Here is an 18,106-nt window from a genome sequence, read left to right as displayed (position 1 = left end):
GCTATGAATTACACGATTACATTTAATGACGGTATAGTCTACAGCTCCCCGGATATCCGAGAGACAGACCCAGGGTGGGCATCCGAAAACGGGGAAAAATTGACCGGCATCGGAGAAATGAGCATCAAACTGCCCAATAAAAAAATCCTGATCCTGAAGGGGTTTGAAAAGTACAATTTCTTTGTGGAGGCCAGTCAGGCATTCGGGAAAAAAGCCAAGGCCAGGATCGAATCTTTTTTCTTTTGCGGGGCTTGGCGGGGGCATGTGGTGAGTTGGGAAATTAATTATAAAACCCGACAGGTTTTAAAACGGATGGCTCTTGAAGGGCGGGAATACCATGGAACCGCCACAAGGGGCTGGCGCATGGGCCTGATGGGTGAAAAAGCGGAGAGTGGGTTATGTCCTTTAGTATAGTTGATTGGAATATCCAGGCGGATGATACCCTGTATATTGGGTTGGCAGACAGCGGGTCAGATATCAGCGTCACTGTGCATGATTCGGAATCTGCAGCGCAGTCAGGAACGGGGGGGATTGCTTCCGGCAGCGCAGCATATGGAACCGGCAGCACAGTCATTTTAAGTGGGTCTTCCAGTTTCACATTTTTTAATGCCTCCTTGGATCACCATCTCAAGGTATCTGGGGAGTCCGGCGATGAAACTAAAATTTTTCAAGTATCACCATCTGCCGATCTGCCGGAAATCAGCAACAGTATATATCAATCTGAATCTCTGATTCAACGCCGGGCAACATATGAAATCAACGCCCATACCCATACGTCAAAAATTAGAGATATCAGTATTGCAAACCCCATCCCGTCTCTAAAAATCGGGGATGTGGTACAGATACAGTCAACACGAAGGGGTATCAACGTTCTGACAACCATTACGAATCTGACCATATCTGGTACGCCGGACAGCATAGTGAATACTGTTGAAACGGTTGAATACGTTGATTTAACAAAGGATTAGCTGAGGAATAGGTATGGTTGACACTCTAAAACAATTTAATCTAAAAAATCCCGGCAAGGATTATTCGTTCGGAAAAGTAACATCTGTTTCAGGTGCAAAAATAACTGTTCAAACTACATCCGGCCTGAAGGTTTCAATCAATGATTCTTTTCAAGAATATAAGATAGGGGATCAAGTGGCTCTGGCAGCCAGAAATGGTAATTTGAACAGTATGTTCGTGATAAGGAAGATGAAAAATATTTTCCCGGCATCCGGAACTGTTTTGGTGATAGGGCCGGGGCAAGGATGATGATTGATGGAAATTGATTGGAAGGAAGTAATTGGATATGTCGTTGGCTTTTTTTCATGGGTATATGGGAAATTACCCAATACATGCGACGGTTGGACTGATTTGATAGCTTTTCTGACTGTTACAGTGACTTTTGTATTTATCACAATGCCAAAAGCCTGGGACTTTCAAAAAAAGTGGTGGGGCAAGAGATGACCTATAAATTTGTAAAAAAATCAAAAAGAAAGTGGATGAGGCCATGAAAAATTATTACAAATATTTTATCCGTAAAAAGGAAGGTTGTTGAAAATGAACTTAAAAAGTTTTGCTGATAGCCTGCCACATGCAATTGATTCTGATCCAATTGTCATGGGGGAATTAGCCGGCTACACTTTAGCAGCTCCCAGGTCTTTCTGGGAAACATCAAAGGAAATTCGATCAGAGGTGGTCAATGGGTGTGGTCCTGGTGGCCTGGGTGATTTTATGGTTCCGGATACTGTTTATTTTGTCAGTATTAAAGCTGCCTGCATGATTCATGATTGGTGTTTTACCGTTTTTAATTCAGAGGCTGGTTTTAAGCTGTCAAATCAAATCTTTTTAGACAACATGCAGAGAATCGTCCGGGCTGAAACTTATAATAAACTTTTAATGTCTTTACGCCTGGCCAGGGTAAAAAAATATTATCGAGCTGTCCAGGATTTTGGTCGAGTGTTTTATTATGATGCTCATGTCGATTTATATTCTGATGAGCATTTGTATTCTGATTGTTTTTCCAGGGTGTCACCAAGGTGACATGTTTTTTTAGATCTTGATTGGATAGGAATTGTGAAAACCCTTGATTGGTGCTGGTCGGGATGAGAGGATTCGAACCTCCGGCCCCAGCGTCCCGAACGCTGTGCTCTACCAGACTGAGCCACATCCCGACTGCCGCAAAAGACTATACACAAAAAAAATAAAAAAGTCTAATTGAAAATACTTTCTTTTATAATTGTTGCTTCCCTTCCCGGTCCTACCGAGACAATTTTAATTTTAACATTAGAGAGTTCTTCAATCCTTGCAAGGTAATTCTTTGCATTTTGGGGCAAATCATTAAATGATGTAATGCCTGAAATGTCCTGTTTCCAGCCAGGATGAGTTTCATATACCTGTGTACATTCCTGTAAAATTTTGATTTCAGGCGGAAAATCTTTGATGATTGTTCCGTTATATTCATACCCGGTACAAATTTTAATCTCATCAAGATCATCAAGAACGTCAAGCTTGGTGATGGCAAGACCTGTCAGGCTGTTTAACCTGGCAGCATTCCGAAGCACAACCATATCCAGCCAGCCGCAGCGCCTCTTTCTGCCGGTAGTTGCACCAAATTCCGAACCGGTTTTCTGGATTTTATCTCCAATGTCATCAAACAATTCGGTTGGGAATGGACCAGCACCAACGCGTGTTGTATATGCTTTTACAATCCCGATGATTTCATTGATATTTGCAGGCCCCACACCTGATCCGTTGGCGGCATTGCCGGCCACAACCGAGGAAGATGTCACAAACGGATAGGTCCCGTGTTCAATATCAAGGTGGGTTCCCTGAGCGCCCTCAAATAATATTGTTTTATTATTATTTATTCCATCAAACAATATAACGGAAACATCTGCAACATATGGAAGCAATCTCTCTTTAATCTTTTGAAATTGATCAATTACAGTTTCAGGATCTATGGTTTCCGTTTTAAAATAGTGTTCAAGATAAAAGTTTTTTTCTTCAAGAATTGTCTTAACTTTTTCTTTGAAAAGATCAAAGTCAAGAAGGTCGCAAAATCTGATTCCTCTTCGGGTAGCCTTATCCTCATAACATGGGCCGATTCCCCTGCCGGTTGTTCCTATTTTTTGATCTCCTTTTTGGGCTTCTCTGGCACTGTCGATCAAGCGGTGATAGGGCATTATGATATGAGCCCGGTTACTTATTTTAAGCATATCCGGTGACACATCAATATTGTTTGATAGCAAATAATCAATTTCCTCCAGTAAAACAAAAGGATCCACAACAACACCATTGCCGATGAAACATTTTTTTTGCTGGATAATACCGGAAGGGATGAGGTGACTGATAATTTCCTTGCCCTTGACGACCATTGTATGGCCGGCGTTGTTTCCACCCTGAAACCGGACAACATAATCTGCATGTTCGCTTAATAAATCAACAATTTTGCCTTTTCCTTCATCTCCCCATTGCGTGCCGACAATTACTGTATTTCCCACTACTTACTCCTTTTATTCAAAAAAAAACTTTTAATGAGCTGTTTAGTTTTATCTTCATATATCCCTGATACAATTTCAGGGTGATGGTTCAATCGTTTATCATCTGCCATGGTATATAATGATCTTGCCGCACCCCATTTCGGATCTTTTGCTCCAAATACAACACGTTTGATTCTGGCATGAATAATAGCACCCATACACATAATGCAAGGTTCAATAGTAACGTATAAAGTTGTGTCAATCAGCCTGTAATTTTTTATCACCCTTGATGCCATGCGTATGGCATTTATTTCAGCATGGCTTGTGGGGTCATTTGATGATATGGGACAATTGTAACCATATCCGATAACATCTTTGTTTTTATCCACAATGACTGCACCAACAGGGACTTCATCTATTTGTGATGCTTTTATTGCCTCCTTGATGGCAAGATTCATATAATATTCATCATTCATAATTCAACCAATACTTATATAAATCTTTTTTCCTAAGGTCAAATCAATTAAATTGTTTTGTCCAAAAATTAATATAACAAAACCAAAGTGGATGTCGGGTCATATCCGTTCGTCCAGACGAATATCATGTGAAAATACGTTCAATCGGACAGATCCGAGGCCGTCCATAATTTTATCAGGTATACTGTAGACCGGTCAAAAGATGATTTTTAAGAGAATCAAATGGCCGGGTTTTTTTTGACCAAAATCTAAGAAAAATTTGAAAAACAAAAAACTTGAAATCTTTCAAAAAGCCTGATATATACTGTCTCCATGTTGTGCGCCCGTAGCTCAGCTGGATAGAGTATCTGACTACGAATCAGGGGGTCGCAGGTTCGAATCCTGCCGGGCGCGCCATTATGACAAGGGGTTGGGGCACTTACCAGAATCCTTTTTTTTGCCTCGCGCTTTTCCAAATTTGATCACCTTGAAACCAATTAAATTAATCTTTTTTGAAACTATAAATTTTTTATAGCCTTTATCAAATATGTTTTCTGTGGACACAGAATATTCCTGTGGCGATCTGATAGGAAAAACGATTGTTACATTGAGCAATCGTGTGATTGGTCTTGCATCATTGGTGTAAAATATGTAATATCCCATAAAAATTATGGGATATTACAGAAAATGAATACTAAAAGCGACAAAACATTTGATTTTTGGAATGACCATTCCCTTGAATTTCTGGAAATGGCAATGAAAAGAGACTATCAGGAAACCCTTACATCCTGTAACGGTTATGGAAAAAAGACCAGGGAATGTGGTGATACAATTGAATTTTATCTGATGATCAAAAACGCTGTAATACAATCGGTATCTTATAATATTAAAGGATGTTTGTTTTCACATGCCTGTGCCAACACAGTTATCAAATTTGCAAACGGTCAAACTATTGAAAAGGCCAGAAAAATTGCAGCCAATGATATAACCGTCTATTTAAAGACACTGCCCAAAGAAGAAGCGCATTGTGCAGCACATGCACTGGCTGCATTCCATCTTGCCATTGATGATTATGAAAAAAGATAAAAAACAGGCATTGGCTGGTTATAATTCATGAATCGGCAAGTCTCTGGTCATACATGGATCCCACCCCGTATTCATTCCGGCGCATAAATTTATCCCAAGACGGTCCAATAAGTTGCATCTCTGGATTTTTCTTTTGAACATCCCTGGCAATTCTCATCTCTTTGGTGCAGCCTGTGCTATAGGTTGAATCTTTACCGATCCATTCCGGGGGAACCTTTTTATTTAACAATGAAAAGCTTTCGGAAATATCATCTGATGTCTGGAACCTCCAAATATCGATATATGTGCTTCTTTGAACGATTTCCCACATATACATCAGGTCGTCTGCATCCATTCCAGGCTCATAATACTTTGACGGGTTGATGATAAAAAGATCGGCAGACTGTTGATACAGATGGTCAATAAAAGTACCCATTATTTTTTTTGCCACATCAATTTTTCCGGGGATGGATCCGATGATGCCGCTGTAAAACATTACTGTCATCCCTTTTTTTCTGGCTGTTTTCATTTCATCAATAATTTTATTTGCCACCTCTTCCAGCTGTTCGTGTGAAAATTGTATAAAATCAGGGTGTCTGGGTTTATAGGTCACTGTTAAAGCCTTTTTTTCAAGACTGATATTGATGATATCCTGGGTGAATTGGAAGTGAGAGTCAATCAACCTTTTTTTCTGGGTTTCGCCCCGTGATACGACACAATCAACCTCTTTAAATATCCTGGAAAAGGTAGTAGAGACAAGCAGAAGGTTTAAGTCTTCACTGGTCCCATCAGATACCACATAGATGTTTTTGTCATGTTTTAAAAGTTTTACCAGGTTGTTTTTGCTGATGGTTTTTTCATGAATAAAATGTGCGGTTTCAAATTCTTTTGCAAGAATCGGATCTGTCCTAGTGTCAGCCAGGCAGACTTTTTTGAAAAACGGTGCTTCCTTTACTGCAAAAATAACCGCATGACCAAGTTCGGCCATAAATTTGATAATGGTAAGATCTACAATAATTTCACCTGATTCATCAGCCAGCCATAAAATTTTTTGTTTTTTTGCTTGCAATATTTGAAGCAACTTAGAAAAACCATTCCCTCTGATTGGAGTCTTAAATATCTCTTTTATTTGGGCCAGGGGCGGAATTTTTGGATTTTCATGGGTCCATAGATTATCTTGTGCAACAAGGGTTAATAGTCTTTGAAATTCAATTGCTTTTATTTTTTCCCTGAGTTCAACCAGTGTAAGGTCTTCAATGGTTTGTACGGAATCACCAATCTGATTCAATGCCTTTTTAAAGGTTTCTGAGTTTAAAAATTTTTTTATTTTTTTATTGGTTGCTCTTTTTTCAGCTGAATACGGATTTTCGATGTGAGTACGGCTTAAAAATATTGTGTACAATCTTTTTTCAAGCCGGGACGGAATCAGAAGACCGGTCTGGATTTCATCATCATATTTTATCTTGACCAGGGTTTTTAAAAACTGTTTGTTATATTCAGAATCTATCAATTCATCAATCAGGGCAATTATTTTATCAAACACCTGCTCGTAATGATTTTTTAGATGCGGAGGGTATTTTCTTGACATGATAGCATTAAACATTTTGTCGGAACAAGGATAATACCGTTCTCCATTTTCAGGGTAGACCATAAATTCAACTTGTTCCCTTGAACCAACCTTTGTCGGATAAGCAAACGGGTCTATATGGTTTTTAAGGAAAAAAGAGGTAAACCAGGCATCAAAATCAGGGCTTTTACCCATACGAACAGGTATATTTGTTTTGTCTTCCATATAGTCTCCTTTTTTAGAAATAATGCGGGCAATGGTATCATTCCAAATGTTGTTTTGCAATTGAATAGCAATGTAAATGACCTTGACACGTTGTTTTGAGAAGCATAATAGAATAAATTATGGACAAGAAAACAGCTTTTCATATTTTAAATTTGAAACCTGGTGTTTCTTTTGAAGATGCAAAAAAATCCTATCGGAATTTAGCAAAAAAGTATCATCCTGACAGGGCTGAAAAAAAAATCCGGCAACAACGAACAGCAGAGTCAAAAATGAAAGAGATCAACCTTGCATTTCGGTATATTGCTCCTCTGCTGAGAAATACTGAAGATGTTAAAAAAACAACTGAAAAAAATCATGATAATGAAACAATTAAAGATCAATCCGAGAGACATGAAAAAGAGGTGACCTTTTCTTTTTTATCAAAATTGATTGGACGATTGATAATTTTTTTCAACAACAAAAATCATGGCAAAATCGTTAAAAATAAATTTGAAAAACAAAAACCTGTAAAGAAAACCAGTGGTAAAAAGGTCAGGTTCGATGATGTCTTTAAAAGCATTTATCAGGTCGGCTCTGATGGAGAAAAAAAGACAGGTATACATAAAAAGAAAAAATATGCTCAAAAGACAAATCCATACAAAGGGTATCAAAACTATATGACATTGAAGGCAAAGATGTCATCAGGACAATATAAAAGATACCAACCGATGAGTATCGAAAGGGTAGATAAAATAGATCCGGTTAAGCCGGTTAATTTTGTTGGTAAAAAATAACCTGTTTTTTTGATGATCAATTTAAAATTTTATGGTGATTAATTTTTTTCCTGTTTTAAGTTCAATCAGATTTGCTGACGTGTTATCAATCAATCCATATGTGTACCTGCCGTTTCGTGGCTGCGTTATGGAGCCTGGGTTCATGAATATTTGGCCATTCTTTTTTTTCAGAGAAAAAATGTGGGTATGACCCTGTATGACAATGTCGATATCTTCAGAACAGTGGTGAGGACGATGACCATGATAAAGAAGAATTTTTTTATTGAAAACGGTAAACTCCATTTTCGTGTCAACTCCCGGGAAAAAAGAGGGGGTATCACAATTTCCATAGACATAATAAAAATGGTGTTTAAAAGATGTTAACTCATTTTTTATTGAGCCTGGCTGGAAATCAATATTTGTGTAATTCCCGTATTTTGTGTCAAAAAGATCACCGGCAACGGCAAGTCCGTCAGTGGGTTTTAAAAGATTTTTCATGGTTAACCATGAACTGTAGCTGCCATGAATATCCGCTGTAACAATAAGATTTTTCATAGGATCTATTTTTTCCTTGTTAGGGATAATAAGCTTTCATAATATTCAATCCAAATCAACAAAATTTTTAAAAAATACTATGAATGTCGGATTGATAAAAGATCATAAGGCTTTTAAAGTGGAGATTCTTGCAAGCACAGGGGGGTGGGAATAATTTAAGAATACATAAAAAGGATGTGGGGTTAAATTTGAAAGGTTGTGGGCAGCCAGTTTTTTTAAAGCATTTATCAATGGCTTTGTGTCTTGAATCGTTTCAGCTGCAAAGCGGTCAGCTTCGTATTCATCCTTTCTGGATGAAATTTGAAAAAATATTGATATGAACAAATCTATGGGCGAGTATAGCATTCCAAAAAAGATTAAACCGGCATAAATGGAAACATCTGTCATGAAAAAAGCATGAAACAACCCTTCATGAGAGATAAACAGGGAGATAAGATAAAAAATAAATCCCATTTGAAAAATGCCCAAAAGCATTCGTTTGACAATGTGCTTTCTTTTAAAATGGCCCATTTCATGGGCAAGAATTGAAACCAATTCTTCAATTGTTTGCTCTTTGATCAGGGTATCAAATAAAACGATTCGTTTGTTTTTTCCAAAACCTGTAAAAAATGCATTGGATTTGCTGCTTCGTTTGGACCCATCCATGACAAAAATATTGGAAAGTGAAAAATCAATTGATTCTGCATAGTTTATAATAGCCTCTTTCAGGGGGCCGTCTTCCAATGGGCTGAATTTATTGAACAACGGCATGATCCATGTGGGGACAATATATTGAACAGCAAGAAGAAATACAGCACTTGCTGTCCAGCACATGATCCAGGCAAATCTGCCTCCAAATTCCAAAAAGCCTAAAATGACTGATAACAGCAGTCCTCCCAAGACAGCTGAGAGAACAATGGATTTCATAAGGTCGGTAACAAAAAGGATGGGTGTGGTTTTATTGAATCCAAATTTTTCTTCAATCACAAAAGTGGCATAAATAGTGAAAGGAAGATATAGTATCAGCTTCAAAGTTAAAAGAATGCCGGTAAAAAAAAGTCCTGTAATAATTGAGTTAAAATGAAATGACCTGACAAAGGAATCAATGGCTTGAAATCCGCCTGAAAACCAGAACAGCAGTACTACTGCCAGATCAACGCTTGAGGTGATAAAACCAAATTTTGTATTTGCCTTTAGATAGGTTTGAGACTCAATATATTTTTGGTTGTTATAATGGTCTTTAAACTCTTCTGGCAGGGGGTGGTTCAGATTTCCAAGATTTAGAAAATCTGCAATGTTATTAATAAGATAACTGCCTGTCAGTGTCGTAAGAATTATGAGGGTGATAGCGTATTCTGAAAAAAGCATTTCTAAAGGAAAGTTGCCTTAAGGATTGATCAGATCTCTTAATTTGCCGGAACATTTAAAGGTGACAACTCTTCTGGCCGGGAGGGTCATTTCTTCATCAGTTGCCGGATTTCTGCCTTTTCTGGCTTTTTTCTCATTTACACAGAATTTCCCAAAACCGCTGATCATAATATCTTCACCGTTTTCAATTGTTTCTTTTATGATTTCAAGGAACTCTTCCATGATTTCATAGGTGGTTGTTCTGGGGAAATCCAGTGCTTCTTGTATTCTCTCAGCAATAATTGTTTTGGTTAATGCCATAAATTCTACTCCTGCAACAAAATTAAGCTTTTTATTTTAAGTATCAATTCAAAATCGTTTGCTAAAATACTTTATTCCCTGTGTACTTGTCAAGTAGGTAACCCTGGGATATTTAATTAAATTTAAACCATGTTTCTAAAATTTAAACCGGTTTTATTTGTTGATTTGATTTTTATTGCAAAATTTATTCAATGCCGGATGATTTTATCAATTTGTGATCAAGCTCTATAGCCGGGGGTGTGTGATTTGGTTTGCAAGGCGCTGTGTCTTCTTTATGGATTGTTAAATGATAGATTGTCTGTTATTTTATGGGGTATGTAAATTAGGATGAAAATTTTGGATAACTGCCATGGGCAAGACCTGGTTTTTTTTTGTTTGGTTTGCCCACAACAAAGCATGAAAGTCACTGTTTGGATTTTTGAAGACTTTACATGTAAAAACATACATGGCAGATTTATTTGTCAAAATAAAAAATCAAACTCTTATTATTACAGTATGTTGGGCGGAGTTTTGTGTAAAAAATTGGTAATAAAAATCAAATGATTTTAATTGGTTAATTTTTAGTAATGGAGTGGAAAAATTCATGATAAATGCACTGACGGCTTTAGATGGTCGATATGCAGGATTGACAAAAGAGATTGCAGATATTTTTTCTGAGTATGGTTTGATCAAGCACCGGGTCTTTGTTGAAATTGAATGGCTTAAATTCATTTTAACCGATTTGAAGCTCGCACCATTTAACGACCTGAGTACTGAAAAACTGGATAAGATTGCCCAGAATTTTGATCTGGAAGATGCTCGCAATGTTAAAGAAATTGAAAAAAAGACAAACCATGATGTAAAAGCAGTTGAATATTTCATAAAGGATAAGCTGGATCTCTTGGGTCTTTCAGATATCAAAGAGTGGGTTCATTTTGCATGTACATCAGATGATATCAATAATACCTCCTATGCATTGATGCTGAAAAAAGGCAAAAAGGCTGCAACAAACCTGTTAAGACAGCTTATTGCCGATATTGAGCAAAAAGCTTTGCAATATAAGTCAGTTCCAATGATGGCAAGAACCCATGGTCAGCCGGCAACCCCCACAACAGTCGGCAAAGAATTTATCAATTTTGCCTGGCGGATGTTACAGGAAGCGGATGTTATGGATCAAAGCCGGGTTCAGGCAAAGATAAACGGGGCAACCGGAAATTATAATGCGCATCATTTTGTATATCCTGAAATTAACTGGATTGAGGCATCACAACGGTTTATTTCAAACCATTTGAAACTTGCACCTATCCTTTTTACCACCCAGGTAAATCCGAATCATTCTATTGCATTTGTTTTGCATGCCATGATCAGGGTTGCGGCAATCGTTATTGATATGGATCGGGATATGTGGGGTTACATCAGTCAGGGTTATTTTAAACAACGCGTAAAAAAAGGTGAAACCGGTTCCTCCACCATGCCCCATAAGGTAAATCCCATTGATTTTGAAAACAGTGAAGGCAACATGGGGATTGCCATATCAATGATGGAACATTTGTGTGTAAAACTGCAAAAATCCAGATTTCAAAGAGACCTGAGTGACAGCACTGTCTTAAGAAGTCTTGGGTCTGCCTTCGGCTATTTTGCCATTGGAGTGAAAAATTCATTAAAAGGGTTGTCCAAGATAGAATTGAATGATGGAGTGATCCAAAAAGATCTTGATAATAATCAAGAGCTTCTTGCAGAGCCTTTCCAGACCGCCATGAGGGTGTTTGGAGAAGAAAATCCCTATGAGAGGTTGAAAGAACTTACCCGAGGGAAGAAAATTGAGAAAAAAGATCTGGAGAAGTTTGTTGACGACCTTGAAAAGGTGCCGCTGGATTTTAAAAAACGAATGAAGCAATTGACCCCTGAGACCTATATCGGGCTTGCACAAAATTTGGTTGACACCTATTTTCAAACTTATTTAAGCAAGGAGTAACAGCCGATGATTATAGGAATTCTCAAGGAGATCAAGCCCCAGGAAAATCGTGTGAGTATGACGCCGTCCGGGGTTGATATGATGAAAACCAATGGACATAAGGTTTATGTTGAAAAAAATGCCGGTCTTGGTTCCGGCTTTGAGGATCACCTTTATATCAAAGCCGGAGCTGCCATTCTTGATACTCCTGAAGAAATTTACGGTATTTCTGATATGGTCATGCATGTTAAAGAACCCCAGGAATCTGAATTCAGTCTCATTAAAAAATGGCAGATTGTTTTTACATACCTGCATCTTGCTGCGGATAAAGACCTGACCCATGCTCTGTTGAAAACAGGGTCAATCGGGATCGCCTATGAAACCATTGAAGACCGTAATGGCAAATTACCCCTGCTGGCACCAATGAGTGAAGTGGCAGGAAGACTTGCAACCCAGCAGGGTGCAAAATATCTTGAAAGAACCTTTGGGGGGCGAGGACTGCTTCTGGGAGGGGTGACCGGAACTCCACCGGCAAACGTTCTTATTATTGGCGGCGGGGTGGTTGGGATTCATGCGGCCCGGGTCGCCTGCGGTATGGGTGCCAATGTGACCGTTCTCGATATGAACCTGGACCGCCTGCGCTATCTGTCGGAAATCATGCCGGCCAATTGTCAGGCCTTAATGTCTTCTCCTGCACTTATCAAAGATCTTGTAAAGACATCAGATCTGGTTGTGGGGGCTGTCCTTATTGCCGGTGCCAAAGCTCCTAAGCTGATTACAAAACAGATGCTGTCCACCATGAAAAAAGGATCGGTCATAGTTGATGTGGCCATTGATCAGGGCGGATGTTTTGAAACCTCCAGGCCGACAACCCATGGTGATCCGGTTTATGAAGTCGACGGGGTTATCCACTATAGTGTTGCCAATATGCCGGGCGCTGTCCCGCTAACCTCCACCATTGCATTAACCAATGCAACTTTGCCGTATGCATTGAAAATAGCTAATAATGGATGGAAGGCTGTTTGTAAAGACCACGGATTTGCAAAAGGGGTGAACTATGTGAGTGACAAGCTTGTCTGCAAACCGGTTGCCGATGCATTCAGCATGAATTATACTGCTCTTGAAAGCATGTTGTGATTCGTTAAATGGAGAAAAATACATGACGGAGAAACTATCAAAACAAGATGGGATATTGCTTTTAAAGCTTGCAAGAGAAAATATTCTACGAGAGTTTGGAAAAGAAAATGAAGATTATGACGAGTTGAAGATGAAGGTTTCAAATTTAGTCCTGGAAGAAAGCCGTGGAACTTTTGTCACTTTACATAAAAAAGGGAATTTAAGAGGATGTATCGGTAATATTGAACCGGTTAAAACAGTTTGGAAAGGGGTCAAGGAAAATGCAAAACATGCAGCCTTTAATGATTCAAGATTCAGCCCGCTGTCCTATGAAGAGTTAAAGCATACAACCATTGAAGTCAGTATCCTGACCCGCCCTGAAAAACTTGATTACACGGATGCCGATGATCTGATTGCAAGGCTCAGGCCTGATATTGATGGTGTGATAATCAAAAAGCAGGATCACAGTGCAACCTTCCTGCCCCAGGTATGGCAGCAGCTTCAAGATCCTGAATCATTTTTAACGCAGCTGTGTATGAAAGCCGGATTGTCATCAAATGCATGGAAGTGCGGTGACCTGAGTGTCTATACTTATCAGGTTCAATTATTTGAAGAGTAACACTGGTATGTTTTTTTTGAACAAAATATAACACGTTGGTTTTTATAAAAAACAACACACAGACGAGGTGATGGATGGCAGTTGATCAAGAATTGTTGAAAGTAATATTATCAATCGATAACCTTGAGGAGTTAAACCGTTTTTTTGAGGATATTTTCACGCCTGCCGAACTGGATGATATTTCATTGCGGTGGAAGCTTTTAAAGGATCTTCACCATGGACTGACCCAGCGGAAAATTGCAGAAAAATATGGTATAAGCCTGTGTAAGATTACAAGGGGGTCAAAGATTTTAAAGAATAAAGATTCCCTTGTATTAAAGGTGTTAAATTCTTAATTGAGCAGATATAAGGTCTAATGAGAGCGTAGACCATAATTCCAAATTTAACCGGTCAAGGGTTTTTGTTTTTTTCCATGAAAATTGAAACAGTTCTTGTCCGGGTAAAAAGTTTTCAGGAGAATCTGTAAGTATCCTGAAAACAGCACCCAGATGAACTTTGCCTACATCTGTAATGTTTTCACTGATTACTCCGATAAAACTGGGCAACTCTCCTTCAGGCCTTTTATAAAGTTCTTCTTTTAATTCGCGTTCCATGCCTGACATCAGGATTTTTTCAAAAGAGTCGTTTTCTTTTTCCCTGTCAACAGGATTGATATGTCCCCCGATTCCAATGGACCAGAGATCATGAAGTCTTTGTTCACTTCCCTGTCTATTATAAACAGCAGTTTTTTTTAAATCTCTGGTCTGAAGGATGATATAGGGAATAATCTGCTTGTAAGAGGTCGATTTTTCAGCATCAGGACGGTCGATAAATTTAAATCCTGCAATAGAACATTTTTTAATAAACAGATCCAGATCCAATGGCACGACACTTTTTTGTTGTACCCATGATTCAGGTAACAGCTCTTTTTTAATGCATAAAACGGTCTCGGTCACAAAATTGTCCTTTTGTTTTTCAAGATTTTTTGTTTGTTTTTGAAGCCTTTTATTGATTGATTAGCTCTGAGAAACTTCCATGAGTAGACTTGGTCTTTTACCCGGGTTTGCCCACAACAAATAATAAAAGTCACTATTGGTATTATCAAAGAATTTTATATATAACATATATAGTAAAATTGTCTGCCGCAACAAAGATTAAAAATCTTAACTATTACAGTGTATTGAAGTGGTTTTATATAAAATGAAAGATGGAGCGGGAAACGGGATTTGAACCCGCGACTTCGACCTTGGCAAGGTCGCACTCTACCACTGAGTTATTCCCGCTCAGCAAAAGTTTGTTTTAACTACTTCAAAATTTTATTTTTGTCAAGGGAAGATTAACAGAAATTTTGATAAGAGGGACTTTTTTGTTGTGTCTAAATTAAATATGCTATAATCATCTGAAAAGCTTGGTCACAACATCAGGCATTGAGAATACTCATTTTTCATATGCAGCAGCGGCAAATAAAAAAAGGTGGAGAATGCAAATAAAAAATATAATGGTTACTGGTGGTGGCGGTTTCTTAGGTAAAGCGATTCTTAAAAAATTATTGGATAAAAAATTAAATCTTACTTCTTTTTCACGCAAGTTTTATCCTGATCTTGAAAAAATGGGCATTAGACAGATACAAGGAGATATAGCCGATAAAAAAGCCCTTGTAAAAGCCTTCAAAAATATTGATGCTGTTTTTCATGTTGCGGCAAAACCAGGAATTTGGGGGCCTTTTGAGGATTTTTTCCGGGTAAATGTGACAGGAACCCAAAATGTTATCGCCGCTGGTCTGGAAAATAAAATTAAACAATTGATTTATACCAGTTCCCCAAGTGTGATATTTGATGAATATGATATGGAAAATGTTGATGAAAGCGTCCCATACCCGAAAAATTATCTGGCACCTTATCCTGAAACCAAAGCCATGGCTGAAAAATTGGTCATAAAGGCTGTGAAAAAGGGGTTGAATACCATTATTATTCGTCCTCACCTGATTTGGGGGCCGGAAGATAAGCATCTGCTGCCGCGCATTGTCAATAAGGCTGATAAATTAAAAAGGGTAGGGCGAACAGATGATCTGGTCGATACCATCTATGTTGATAATGCAGCCGATGCTCATATCCTGGCATCTCAAAAGCTGTTGGAAAATCCTTTGTTGTCGGGAAATGTTTATTTTGTCAGCCAGGACGAGCCTATTTCAAAATGGGAAATGATCAATGCCTTTCTGGATTCTGCCGGCTTACCACCTGTAAAAGGACATGTCTCTGCAAAGTCGGCATACATTGCAGGATCTTTTTTTGAATTTGTCTATTCGCTGTTTAAAATTAAAAAAGAACCGCCAATGACCCGTTTTGTTGCAAAGGAACTGGCTACATCTCATTGGTTTGATATTTCAAGGGCCAAAAAAGAGTTGGGATATTATCCAAAAGTTTCAACAAAAGAGGGAATTCAAAGATTAAAAAAAGGGTGATGAATAATTTTAAAAAAAATATTTTGCTCAGTTATGACAAGATCATAAAGGTTGTTTGTTTTGCTGTCAAAGGGTTTAGGAAGGATCGATGTGATCTTCGGGCATCGTCTTTGACCCTTTTCACGCTGTTATCCATTGTTCCTGTGATGGCTATGGCATTTGGTATTGCAAAAGGGTTTGGGTTTAAGGAGCTTTTGGAAAAACAGGTTCTTGAATTGTTTGCGGGTAATGAAGATGTTATCCGGAATGTTCTTGCTTTTTCAGTCAATCTTCTGGAAAGGACAAAAGGCTCCTTGATGGCTGTTTTTGCAATTATCCTGTTGTTTTATTCGCTTATAAAACTCATTGGTCATATTGAAAACGCATTTAATCAGATCTGGTGGGTAAATGACGATAGATCATTGGTTCGAAAATTTACTGATTATATCGCCATTTCAATTACAGCAGGTATCCTGGTTATTTTTTCAAGCAGCGCCAACATCTTTATTACCGCATATCTTGCACAGTTTTTGTCCGATATAAAGCTTCCCGGAAATATCGAAAACTTGGTTTCCTTTGGGTTTAATATTTTTCCTTTTTTCCCCATTTGGATATTATTTATTTTCTTTTATATTTTTATCCCCAACAAGAAAGTGGAGATTAAAGCGGCATTGGCTGGCGGTATGATTGCGGGAACTATATTTCAAGTCGCTCAGATGACCTATCTGAAATTCCAGGTTGGAGTTTCCAATTATAATGCTATTTATGGCAGTTTTGCCGCCTTGCCTCTTTTTTTGATATGGTTGCAGACCTCTTGGGCAATTGTTTTATTTGGGGCTGAAATTGCATTTTCCTGGGAAAATACAGAAGCACTGGAAACCAGGGATATTGATTATGACAAAATAAGTATCCGGTTAAAGAAATTACTTGTTTTGCGAATCGTTCACCTTTGTGTGAAACGGTTTGCCAACAAAGAAACACCTGCTTTGGATATTGAAATTGCATCTGAGATAAAGATCCCATTAAAAATAGTTAAAGTATTATTGGCAAAGCTCATTGATTGTCATATCCTTTTGGAAGCAAATGTCTTGAACGGCAAGGGGTATGTCCCTGCTTACGATATAGAATGCCTTACAATTACAGATGTATTGACTGCATTTGAACAACGAGGTGATAAAATAGTCCAGGCTGGCGGAACCATAGAGTTTGAAGTTCTGGAAGAAAGTCTTCATGAGTTTGTCAAAGCCTGCAAACAGTCACCCGGAGAGAGAAAATTTAGAGATATTTAAATGTGTTACGAATCTGTTGTGATATTAAAGAACTCTTTTATTTCATCTTCTTTTCGTCTCACTTGATCTATGATAAGCTTTGCTATTGATGGATTGATACCGACTTTTTGAATAGAATTTTTGACTGCAACTGGAAAAGGATTCCCGCTATGGCCTATCCCTGCCTTTTGCGTCAGATAATCCGCCAGATTGATAATTAAAGCGTGATGCTTGAATTTTGGAGGGGAAGAATCAGGGGTATGATGGAACCTGCAGGGCATCAGAATAGATTGGGGAAAATTCCATCGTTTCATCAACAGGGCTGAAAGTACTGCATGATCCAATTTGAATAAGGCGTTTTCAGCAAAATACAACGGTTTTTTTCTTTCCATGGCAAATTGCCGGACTTTTCTGTACTCATCCCTGAAATATATGGAAAACATAACTTTTCCCATATCATGGAGAAGGGCAGGAATAAAAATTTTTTTTGAAAGTTCGGGATTTGTTTTTTTTGCAATTTCTTTAGAAACTGTAGCCACACCAATACCATGTATCCACAAGGCTTTCATATCAAGACTGAGTCCTGATTTGTCTGTAAAAGTGGAAAGTATCCCCATGCCCAGAGCAATGCCGACAATTTCATCAAATCCTATAACTATGATGGCTCTTTTTATGGTGTCGACTTTTGTTTTTTGTGCATAATAAATGGAGTTGGAAAGTTTTAATAATTTGTTTGTCATTCCCTGATCATATGAAATAATATCAGCAAGTTCCCTGGTTGTTGTTTTTTCATCTGATGCAACCGTGATAATTTTGTCAATAACAACCGGAAGAGTCGGCAGGTCGCTTTTTTTTTTTTGAACCAGTTTCAGAATTTGATCTTTTATTTCCATTCAATCCTTTATGCTTCAAATATTACTTAAAAATTGCAAGCTCGTTTGATCCTGTTGTATTTACAATGTTTTTTTATAAAACTCGGTGAGTAAAAAAATCATTAACATACTGAATATAAAAAACA

At 38.1% G+C, this 18,106-nt stretch carries 21 protein-coding genes and 3 tRNA genes; 14 read left to right on the top strand and 10 right to left on the bottom strand.

From position 1 onward, the window contains the following. Positions 1-3 precede the first annotated feature (3 nt). The 5 genes from TOL2_RS16180 (at position 4) to TOL2_RS23780 (ending at position 2,028) form a co-directional block, all read left to right on the top strand. Positions 4-414, top strand: coding sequence for a hypothetical protein (locus TOL2_RS16180; RefSeq protein ID WP_014958395.1), 411 nt, complete (start codon positions 4-6; stop codon positions 412-414). Next, the gene (locus TOL2_RS16175; protein WP_041279571.1) at positions 399-968 is read left to right on the top strand and encodes a hypothetical protein; all 570 of its coding nucleotides are present in this window, start codon (positions 399-401) and stop codon (positions 966-968) included. The genes TOL2_RS16180 and TOL2_RS16175 overlap by 16 nt, the downstream gene beginning before the upstream one ends. A 13-nt stretch (positions 969-981) precedes the next feature. Next, the gene (locus TOL2_RS16170; RefSeq protein WP_014958393.1) at positions 982-1,257 is read left to right on the top strand and encodes a hypothetical protein; all 276 of its coding nucleotides are present in this window, start codon (positions 982-984) and stop codon (positions 1,255-1,257) included. 6 nt (positions 1,258-1,263) lie between these two features. Further along, positions 1,264-1,452: a hypothetical protein gene (locus tag TOL2_RS16165; protein ID WP_041279570.1), complete on the top strand. Its 189-nt coding sequence runs from the start codon at positions 1,264-1,266 to the stop codon at positions 1,450-1,452. 93 nt (positions 1,453-1,545) lie between these two features. Beyond that, positions 1,546-2,028 (top strand): hypothetical protein, encoded by a 483-nt coding sequence (locus TOL2_RS23780; protein WP_014958392.1) that lies wholly within the window; start codon positions 1,546-1,548, stop codon positions 2,026-2,028. Between the two features lie 54 nt (positions 2,029-2,082). Here TOL2_RS23780 and TOL2_RS16155 read toward each other — a convergent pair. From TOL2_RS16155 to tadA, 3 genes are all read right to left on the bottom strand, one after another. After that, positions 2,083-2,159: transfer RNA gene (locus tag TOL2_RS16155), tRNA-Pro, on the bottom strand. Positions 2,160-2,198: 39 nt separating this feature from the next. Further along, on the bottom strand, positions 2,199-3,488 hold the full coding sequence (locus TOL2_RS16150) for an adenylosuccinate synthase (RefSeq protein WP_014958391.1): 1,290 nt from the start codon (positions 3,486-3,488) through the stop codon (positions 2,199-2,201). After that, complete coding sequence (gene tadA, locus TOL2_RS16145; protein ID WP_014958390.1) at positions 3,488-3,943, bottom strand: tRNA adenosine(34) deaminase TadA; 456 nt, start codon at positions 3,941-3,943, stop codon at positions 3,488-3,490. The genes TOL2_RS16150 and tadA overlap by 1 nt, the downstream gene beginning before the upstream one ends. Positions 3,944-4,262: 319 nt before the next feature. Here tadA and TOL2_RS16140 point away from each other — a divergent pair. Both TOL2_RS16140 and TOL2_RS16135 read left to right on the top strand, forming a co-directional pair. Further along, a tRNA-Arg gene (locus TOL2_RS16140) sits at positions 4,263-4,339 on the top strand. Between the two features lie 270 nt (positions 4,340-4,609). Then, on the top strand, positions 4,610-5,008 hold the full coding sequence (locus TOL2_RS16135; protein WP_014958389.1) for an iron-sulfur cluster assembly scaffold protein: 399 nt from the start codon (positions 4,610-4,612) through the stop codon (positions 5,006-5,008). Positions 5,009-5,033: 25 nt separating this feature from the next. Here TOL2_RS16135 and TOL2_RS16130 read toward each other — a convergent pair whose 3' ends face one another. Beyond that, on the bottom strand, positions 5,034-6,779 hold the full coding sequence (locus TOL2_RS16130; protein WP_014958388.1) for an ARMT1-like domain-containing protein: 1,746 nt from the start codon (positions 6,777-6,779) through the stop codon (positions 5,034-5,036). A 119-nt stretch (positions 6,780-6,898) separates the two neighbouring features. Between TOL2_RS16130 and TOL2_RS23775 the strand changes: the two genes are divergently transcribed. Continuing rightward, positions 6,899-7,552, top strand: a complete 654-nt coding sequence (locus TOL2_RS23775) for a J domain-containing protein (RefSeq protein WP_014958387.1) — start codon at positions 6,899-6,901, stop codon at positions 7,550-7,552. A gap of 21 nt (positions 7,553-7,573) precedes the next feature. Here TOL2_RS23775 and TOL2_RS16120 read toward each other — a convergent pair whose 3' ends face one another. From TOL2_RS16120 to TOL2_RS16110, 3 genes are all read right to left on the bottom strand, one after another. Further along, a complete protein-coding gene (locus tag TOL2_RS16120) occupies positions 7,574-8,086 on the bottom strand; it encodes a metallophosphoesterase family protein (RefSeq protein WP_014958386.1) in 513 nt (170 codons plus the stop codon). A gap of 102 nt (positions 8,087-8,188) precedes the next feature. Continuing rightward, complete coding sequence (locus TOL2_RS16115) at positions 8,189-9,433, bottom strand: M48 family metallopeptidase (RefSeq protein WP_014958385.1); 1,245 nt, start codon at positions 9,431-9,433, stop codon at positions 8,189-8,191. An 18-nt stretch (positions 9,434-9,451) separates the two neighbouring features. Further along, positions 9,452-9,733 (bottom strand): integration host factor subunit alpha, encoded by a 282-nt coding sequence (locus TOL2_RS16110; protein ID WP_014958384.1) that lies wholly within the window; start codon positions 9,731-9,733, stop codon positions 9,452-9,454. Positions 9,734-10,316: 583 nt separating this feature from the next. On the opposite strand from TOL2_RS16110, the gene purB reads away from it, so the two are divergent. The 4 genes from purB (at position 10,317) to TOL2_RS16085 (ending at position 13,736) form a co-directional block, all read left to right on the top strand. Next, positions 10,317-11,687 (top strand): adenylosuccinate lyase, encoded by a 1,371-nt coding sequence (gene purB / locus TOL2_RS16100; RefSeq protein WP_014958382.1) that lies wholly within the window; start codon positions 10,317-10,319, stop codon positions 11,685-11,687. Positions 11,688-11,693: 6 nt separating this feature from the next. Beyond that, complete coding sequence (gene ald, locus TOL2_RS16095; protein WP_014958381.1) at positions 11,694-12,803, top strand: alanine dehydrogenase; 1,110 nt, start codon at positions 11,694-11,696, stop codon at positions 12,801-12,803. A gap of 22 nt (positions 12,804-12,825) precedes the next feature. Beyond that, on the top strand, positions 12,826-13,401 hold the full coding sequence (amrA, locus tag TOL2_RS16090) for an AmmeMemoRadiSam system protein A (protein WP_014958380.1): 576 nt from the start codon (positions 12,826-12,828) through the stop codon (positions 13,399-13,401). A gap of 74 nt (positions 13,402-13,475) precedes the next feature. After that, positions 13,476-13,736, top strand: a complete 261-nt coding sequence (locus TOL2_RS16085) for a YerC/YecD family TrpR-related protein (protein WP_014958379.1) — start codon at positions 13,476-13,478, stop codon at positions 13,734-13,736. Here TOL2_RS16085 and TOL2_RS16080 read toward each other — a convergent pair. Beyond that, positions 13,725-14,336: a phosphoesterase gene (locus tag TOL2_RS16080; RefSeq protein ID WP_014958378.1), complete on the bottom strand. Its 612-nt coding sequence runs from the start codon at positions 14,334-14,336 to the stop codon at positions 13,725-13,727. The two genes, TOL2_RS16085 and TOL2_RS16080, sit on opposite strands and share 12 nt — an antisense overlap. A gap of 252 nt (positions 14,337-14,588) precedes the next feature. Further along, a tRNA-Gly gene (locus tag TOL2_RS16075) sits at positions 14,589-14,663 on the bottom strand. 197 nt (positions 14,664-14,860) lie between these two features. Here TOL2_RS16075 and TOL2_RS16070 point away from each other — a divergent pair. Together TOL2_RS16070 and TOL2_RS16065 are read left to right on the top strand one after the other, a co-directional pair. Continuing rightward, positions 14,861-15,841, top strand: coding sequence for an NAD-dependent epimerase/dehydratase family protein (locus TOL2_RS16070; protein ID WP_148278133.1), 981 nt, complete (start codon positions 14,861-14,863; stop codon positions 15,839-15,841). Further along, on the top strand, positions 15,841-17,109 hold the full coding sequence (locus tag TOL2_RS16065; RefSeq protein ID WP_148278132.1) for a YihY/virulence factor BrkB family protein: 1,269 nt from the start codon (positions 15,841-15,843) through the stop codon (positions 17,107-17,109). The genes TOL2_RS16070 and TOL2_RS16065 overlap by 1 nt, the downstream gene beginning before the upstream one ends. Before the next feature lie 5 nt (positions 17,110-17,114). Here the strand turns inward: TOL2_RS16065 and TOL2_RS16060 are convergent, their stop codons facing one another. Beyond that, complete coding sequence (locus TOL2_RS16060; RefSeq protein ID WP_014958375.1) at positions 17,115-17,981, bottom strand: HDOD domain-containing protein; 867 nt, start codon at positions 17,979-17,981, stop codon at positions 17,115-17,117. Positions 17,982-18,106: the final 125 nt, after the last annotated feature.

It is taken from the genome of Desulfobacula toluolica Tol2, assembly GCF_000307105.1.
GTDB classification, from domain to species: Bacteria; Desulfobacterota; Desulfobacteria; order Desulfobacterales; family Desulfobacteraceae; genus Desulfobacula; species Desulfobacula toluolica.
The sequence above is the reverse complement of the archived record's forward strand: the minus strand, read 5'-3'. Positions and strand labels throughout refer to the sequence as shown.

What these genes read in the sequence shown, in the direction of transcription:
- TOL2_RS16110 (WP_014958384.1), bottom strand. Translation starts at nt 9,733, where the DNA reads ATGGCATTAACCAAAACAATTATTGCTGAGAGAATACAAGAAGCACTG.
- TOL2_RS23780 (WP_014958392.1), top strand. Translation starts at nt 1,546, where the DNA reads ATGAACTTAAAAAGTTTTGCTGATAGCCTGCCACATGCAATTGATTCT.
- TOL2_RS23775 (WP_014958387.1), top strand. Translation starts at nt 6,899, where the DNA reads ATGGACAAGAAAACAGCTTTTCATATTTTAAATTTGAAACCTGGTGTT.
- ald (WP_014958381.1), top strand. Translation starts at nt 11,694, where the DNA reads ATGATTATAGGAATTCTCAAGGAGATCAAGCCCCAGGAAAATCGTGTG.
- TOL2_RS16060 (WP_014958375.1), bottom strand. Translation starts at nt 17,981, where the DNA reads ATGGAAATAAAAGATCAAATTCTGAAACTGGTTCAAAAAAAAAAAAGC.
- tadA (WP_014958390.1), bottom strand. Translation starts at nt 3,943, where the DNA reads ATGAATGATGAATATTATATGAATCTTGCCATCAAGGAGGCAATAAAA.
- TOL2_RS16170 (WP_014958393.1), top strand. Translation starts at nt 982, where the DNA reads ATGGTTGACACTCTAAAACAATTTAATCTAAAAAATCCCGGCAAGGAT.
- amrA (WP_014958380.1), top strand. Translation starts at nt 12,826, where the DNA reads ATGACGGAGAAACTATCAAAACAAGATGGGATATTGCTTTTAAAGCTT.
- purB (WP_014958382.1), top strand. Translation starts at nt 10,317, where the DNA reads ATGATAAATGCACTGACGGCTTTAGATGGTCGATATGCAGGATTGACA.
- TOL2_RS16175 (WP_041279571.1), top strand. Translation starts at nt 399, where the DNA reads ATGTCCTTTAGTATAGTTGATTGGAATATCCAGGCGGATGATACCCTG.
- TOL2_RS16180 (WP_014958395.1), top strand. Translation starts at nt 4, where the DNA reads ATGAATTACACGATTACATTTAATGACGGTATAGTCTACAGCTCCCCG.
- TOL2_RS16130 (WP_014958388.1), bottom strand. Translation starts at nt 6,779, where the DNA reads ATGGAAGACAAAACAAATATACCTGTTCGTATGGGTAAAAGCCCTGAT.
- TOL2_RS16135 (WP_014958389.1), top strand. Translation starts at nt 4,610, where the DNA reads ATGAATACTAAAAGCGACAAAACATTTGATTTTTGGAATGACCATTCC.
- TOL2_RS16065 (WP_148278132.1), top strand. Translation starts at nt 15,841, where the DNA reads ATGAATAATTTTAAAAAAAATATTTTGCTCAGTTATGACAAGATCATA.
- TOL2_RS16115 (WP_014958385.1), bottom strand. Translation starts at nt 9,433, where the DNA reads ATGCTTTTTTCAGAATACGCTATCACCCTCATAATTCTTACGACACTG.
- TOL2_RS16085 (WP_014958379.1), top strand. Translation starts at nt 13,476, where the DNA reads ATGGCAGTTGATCAAGAATTGTTGAAAGTAATATTATCAATCGATAAC.
- TOL2_RS16165 (WP_041279570.1), top strand. Translation starts at nt 1,264, where the DNA reads ATGGAAATTGATTGGAAGGAAGTAATTGGATATGTCGTTGGCTTTTTT.
- TOL2_RS16120 (WP_014958386.1), bottom strand. Translation starts at nt 8,086, where the DNA reads ATGAAAAATCTTATTGTTACAGCGGATATTCATGGCAGCTACAGTTCA.
- TOL2_RS16070 (WP_148278133.1), top strand. Translation starts at nt 14,861, where the DNA reads ATGCAAATAAAAAATATAATGGTTACTGGTGGTGGCGGTTTCTTAGGT.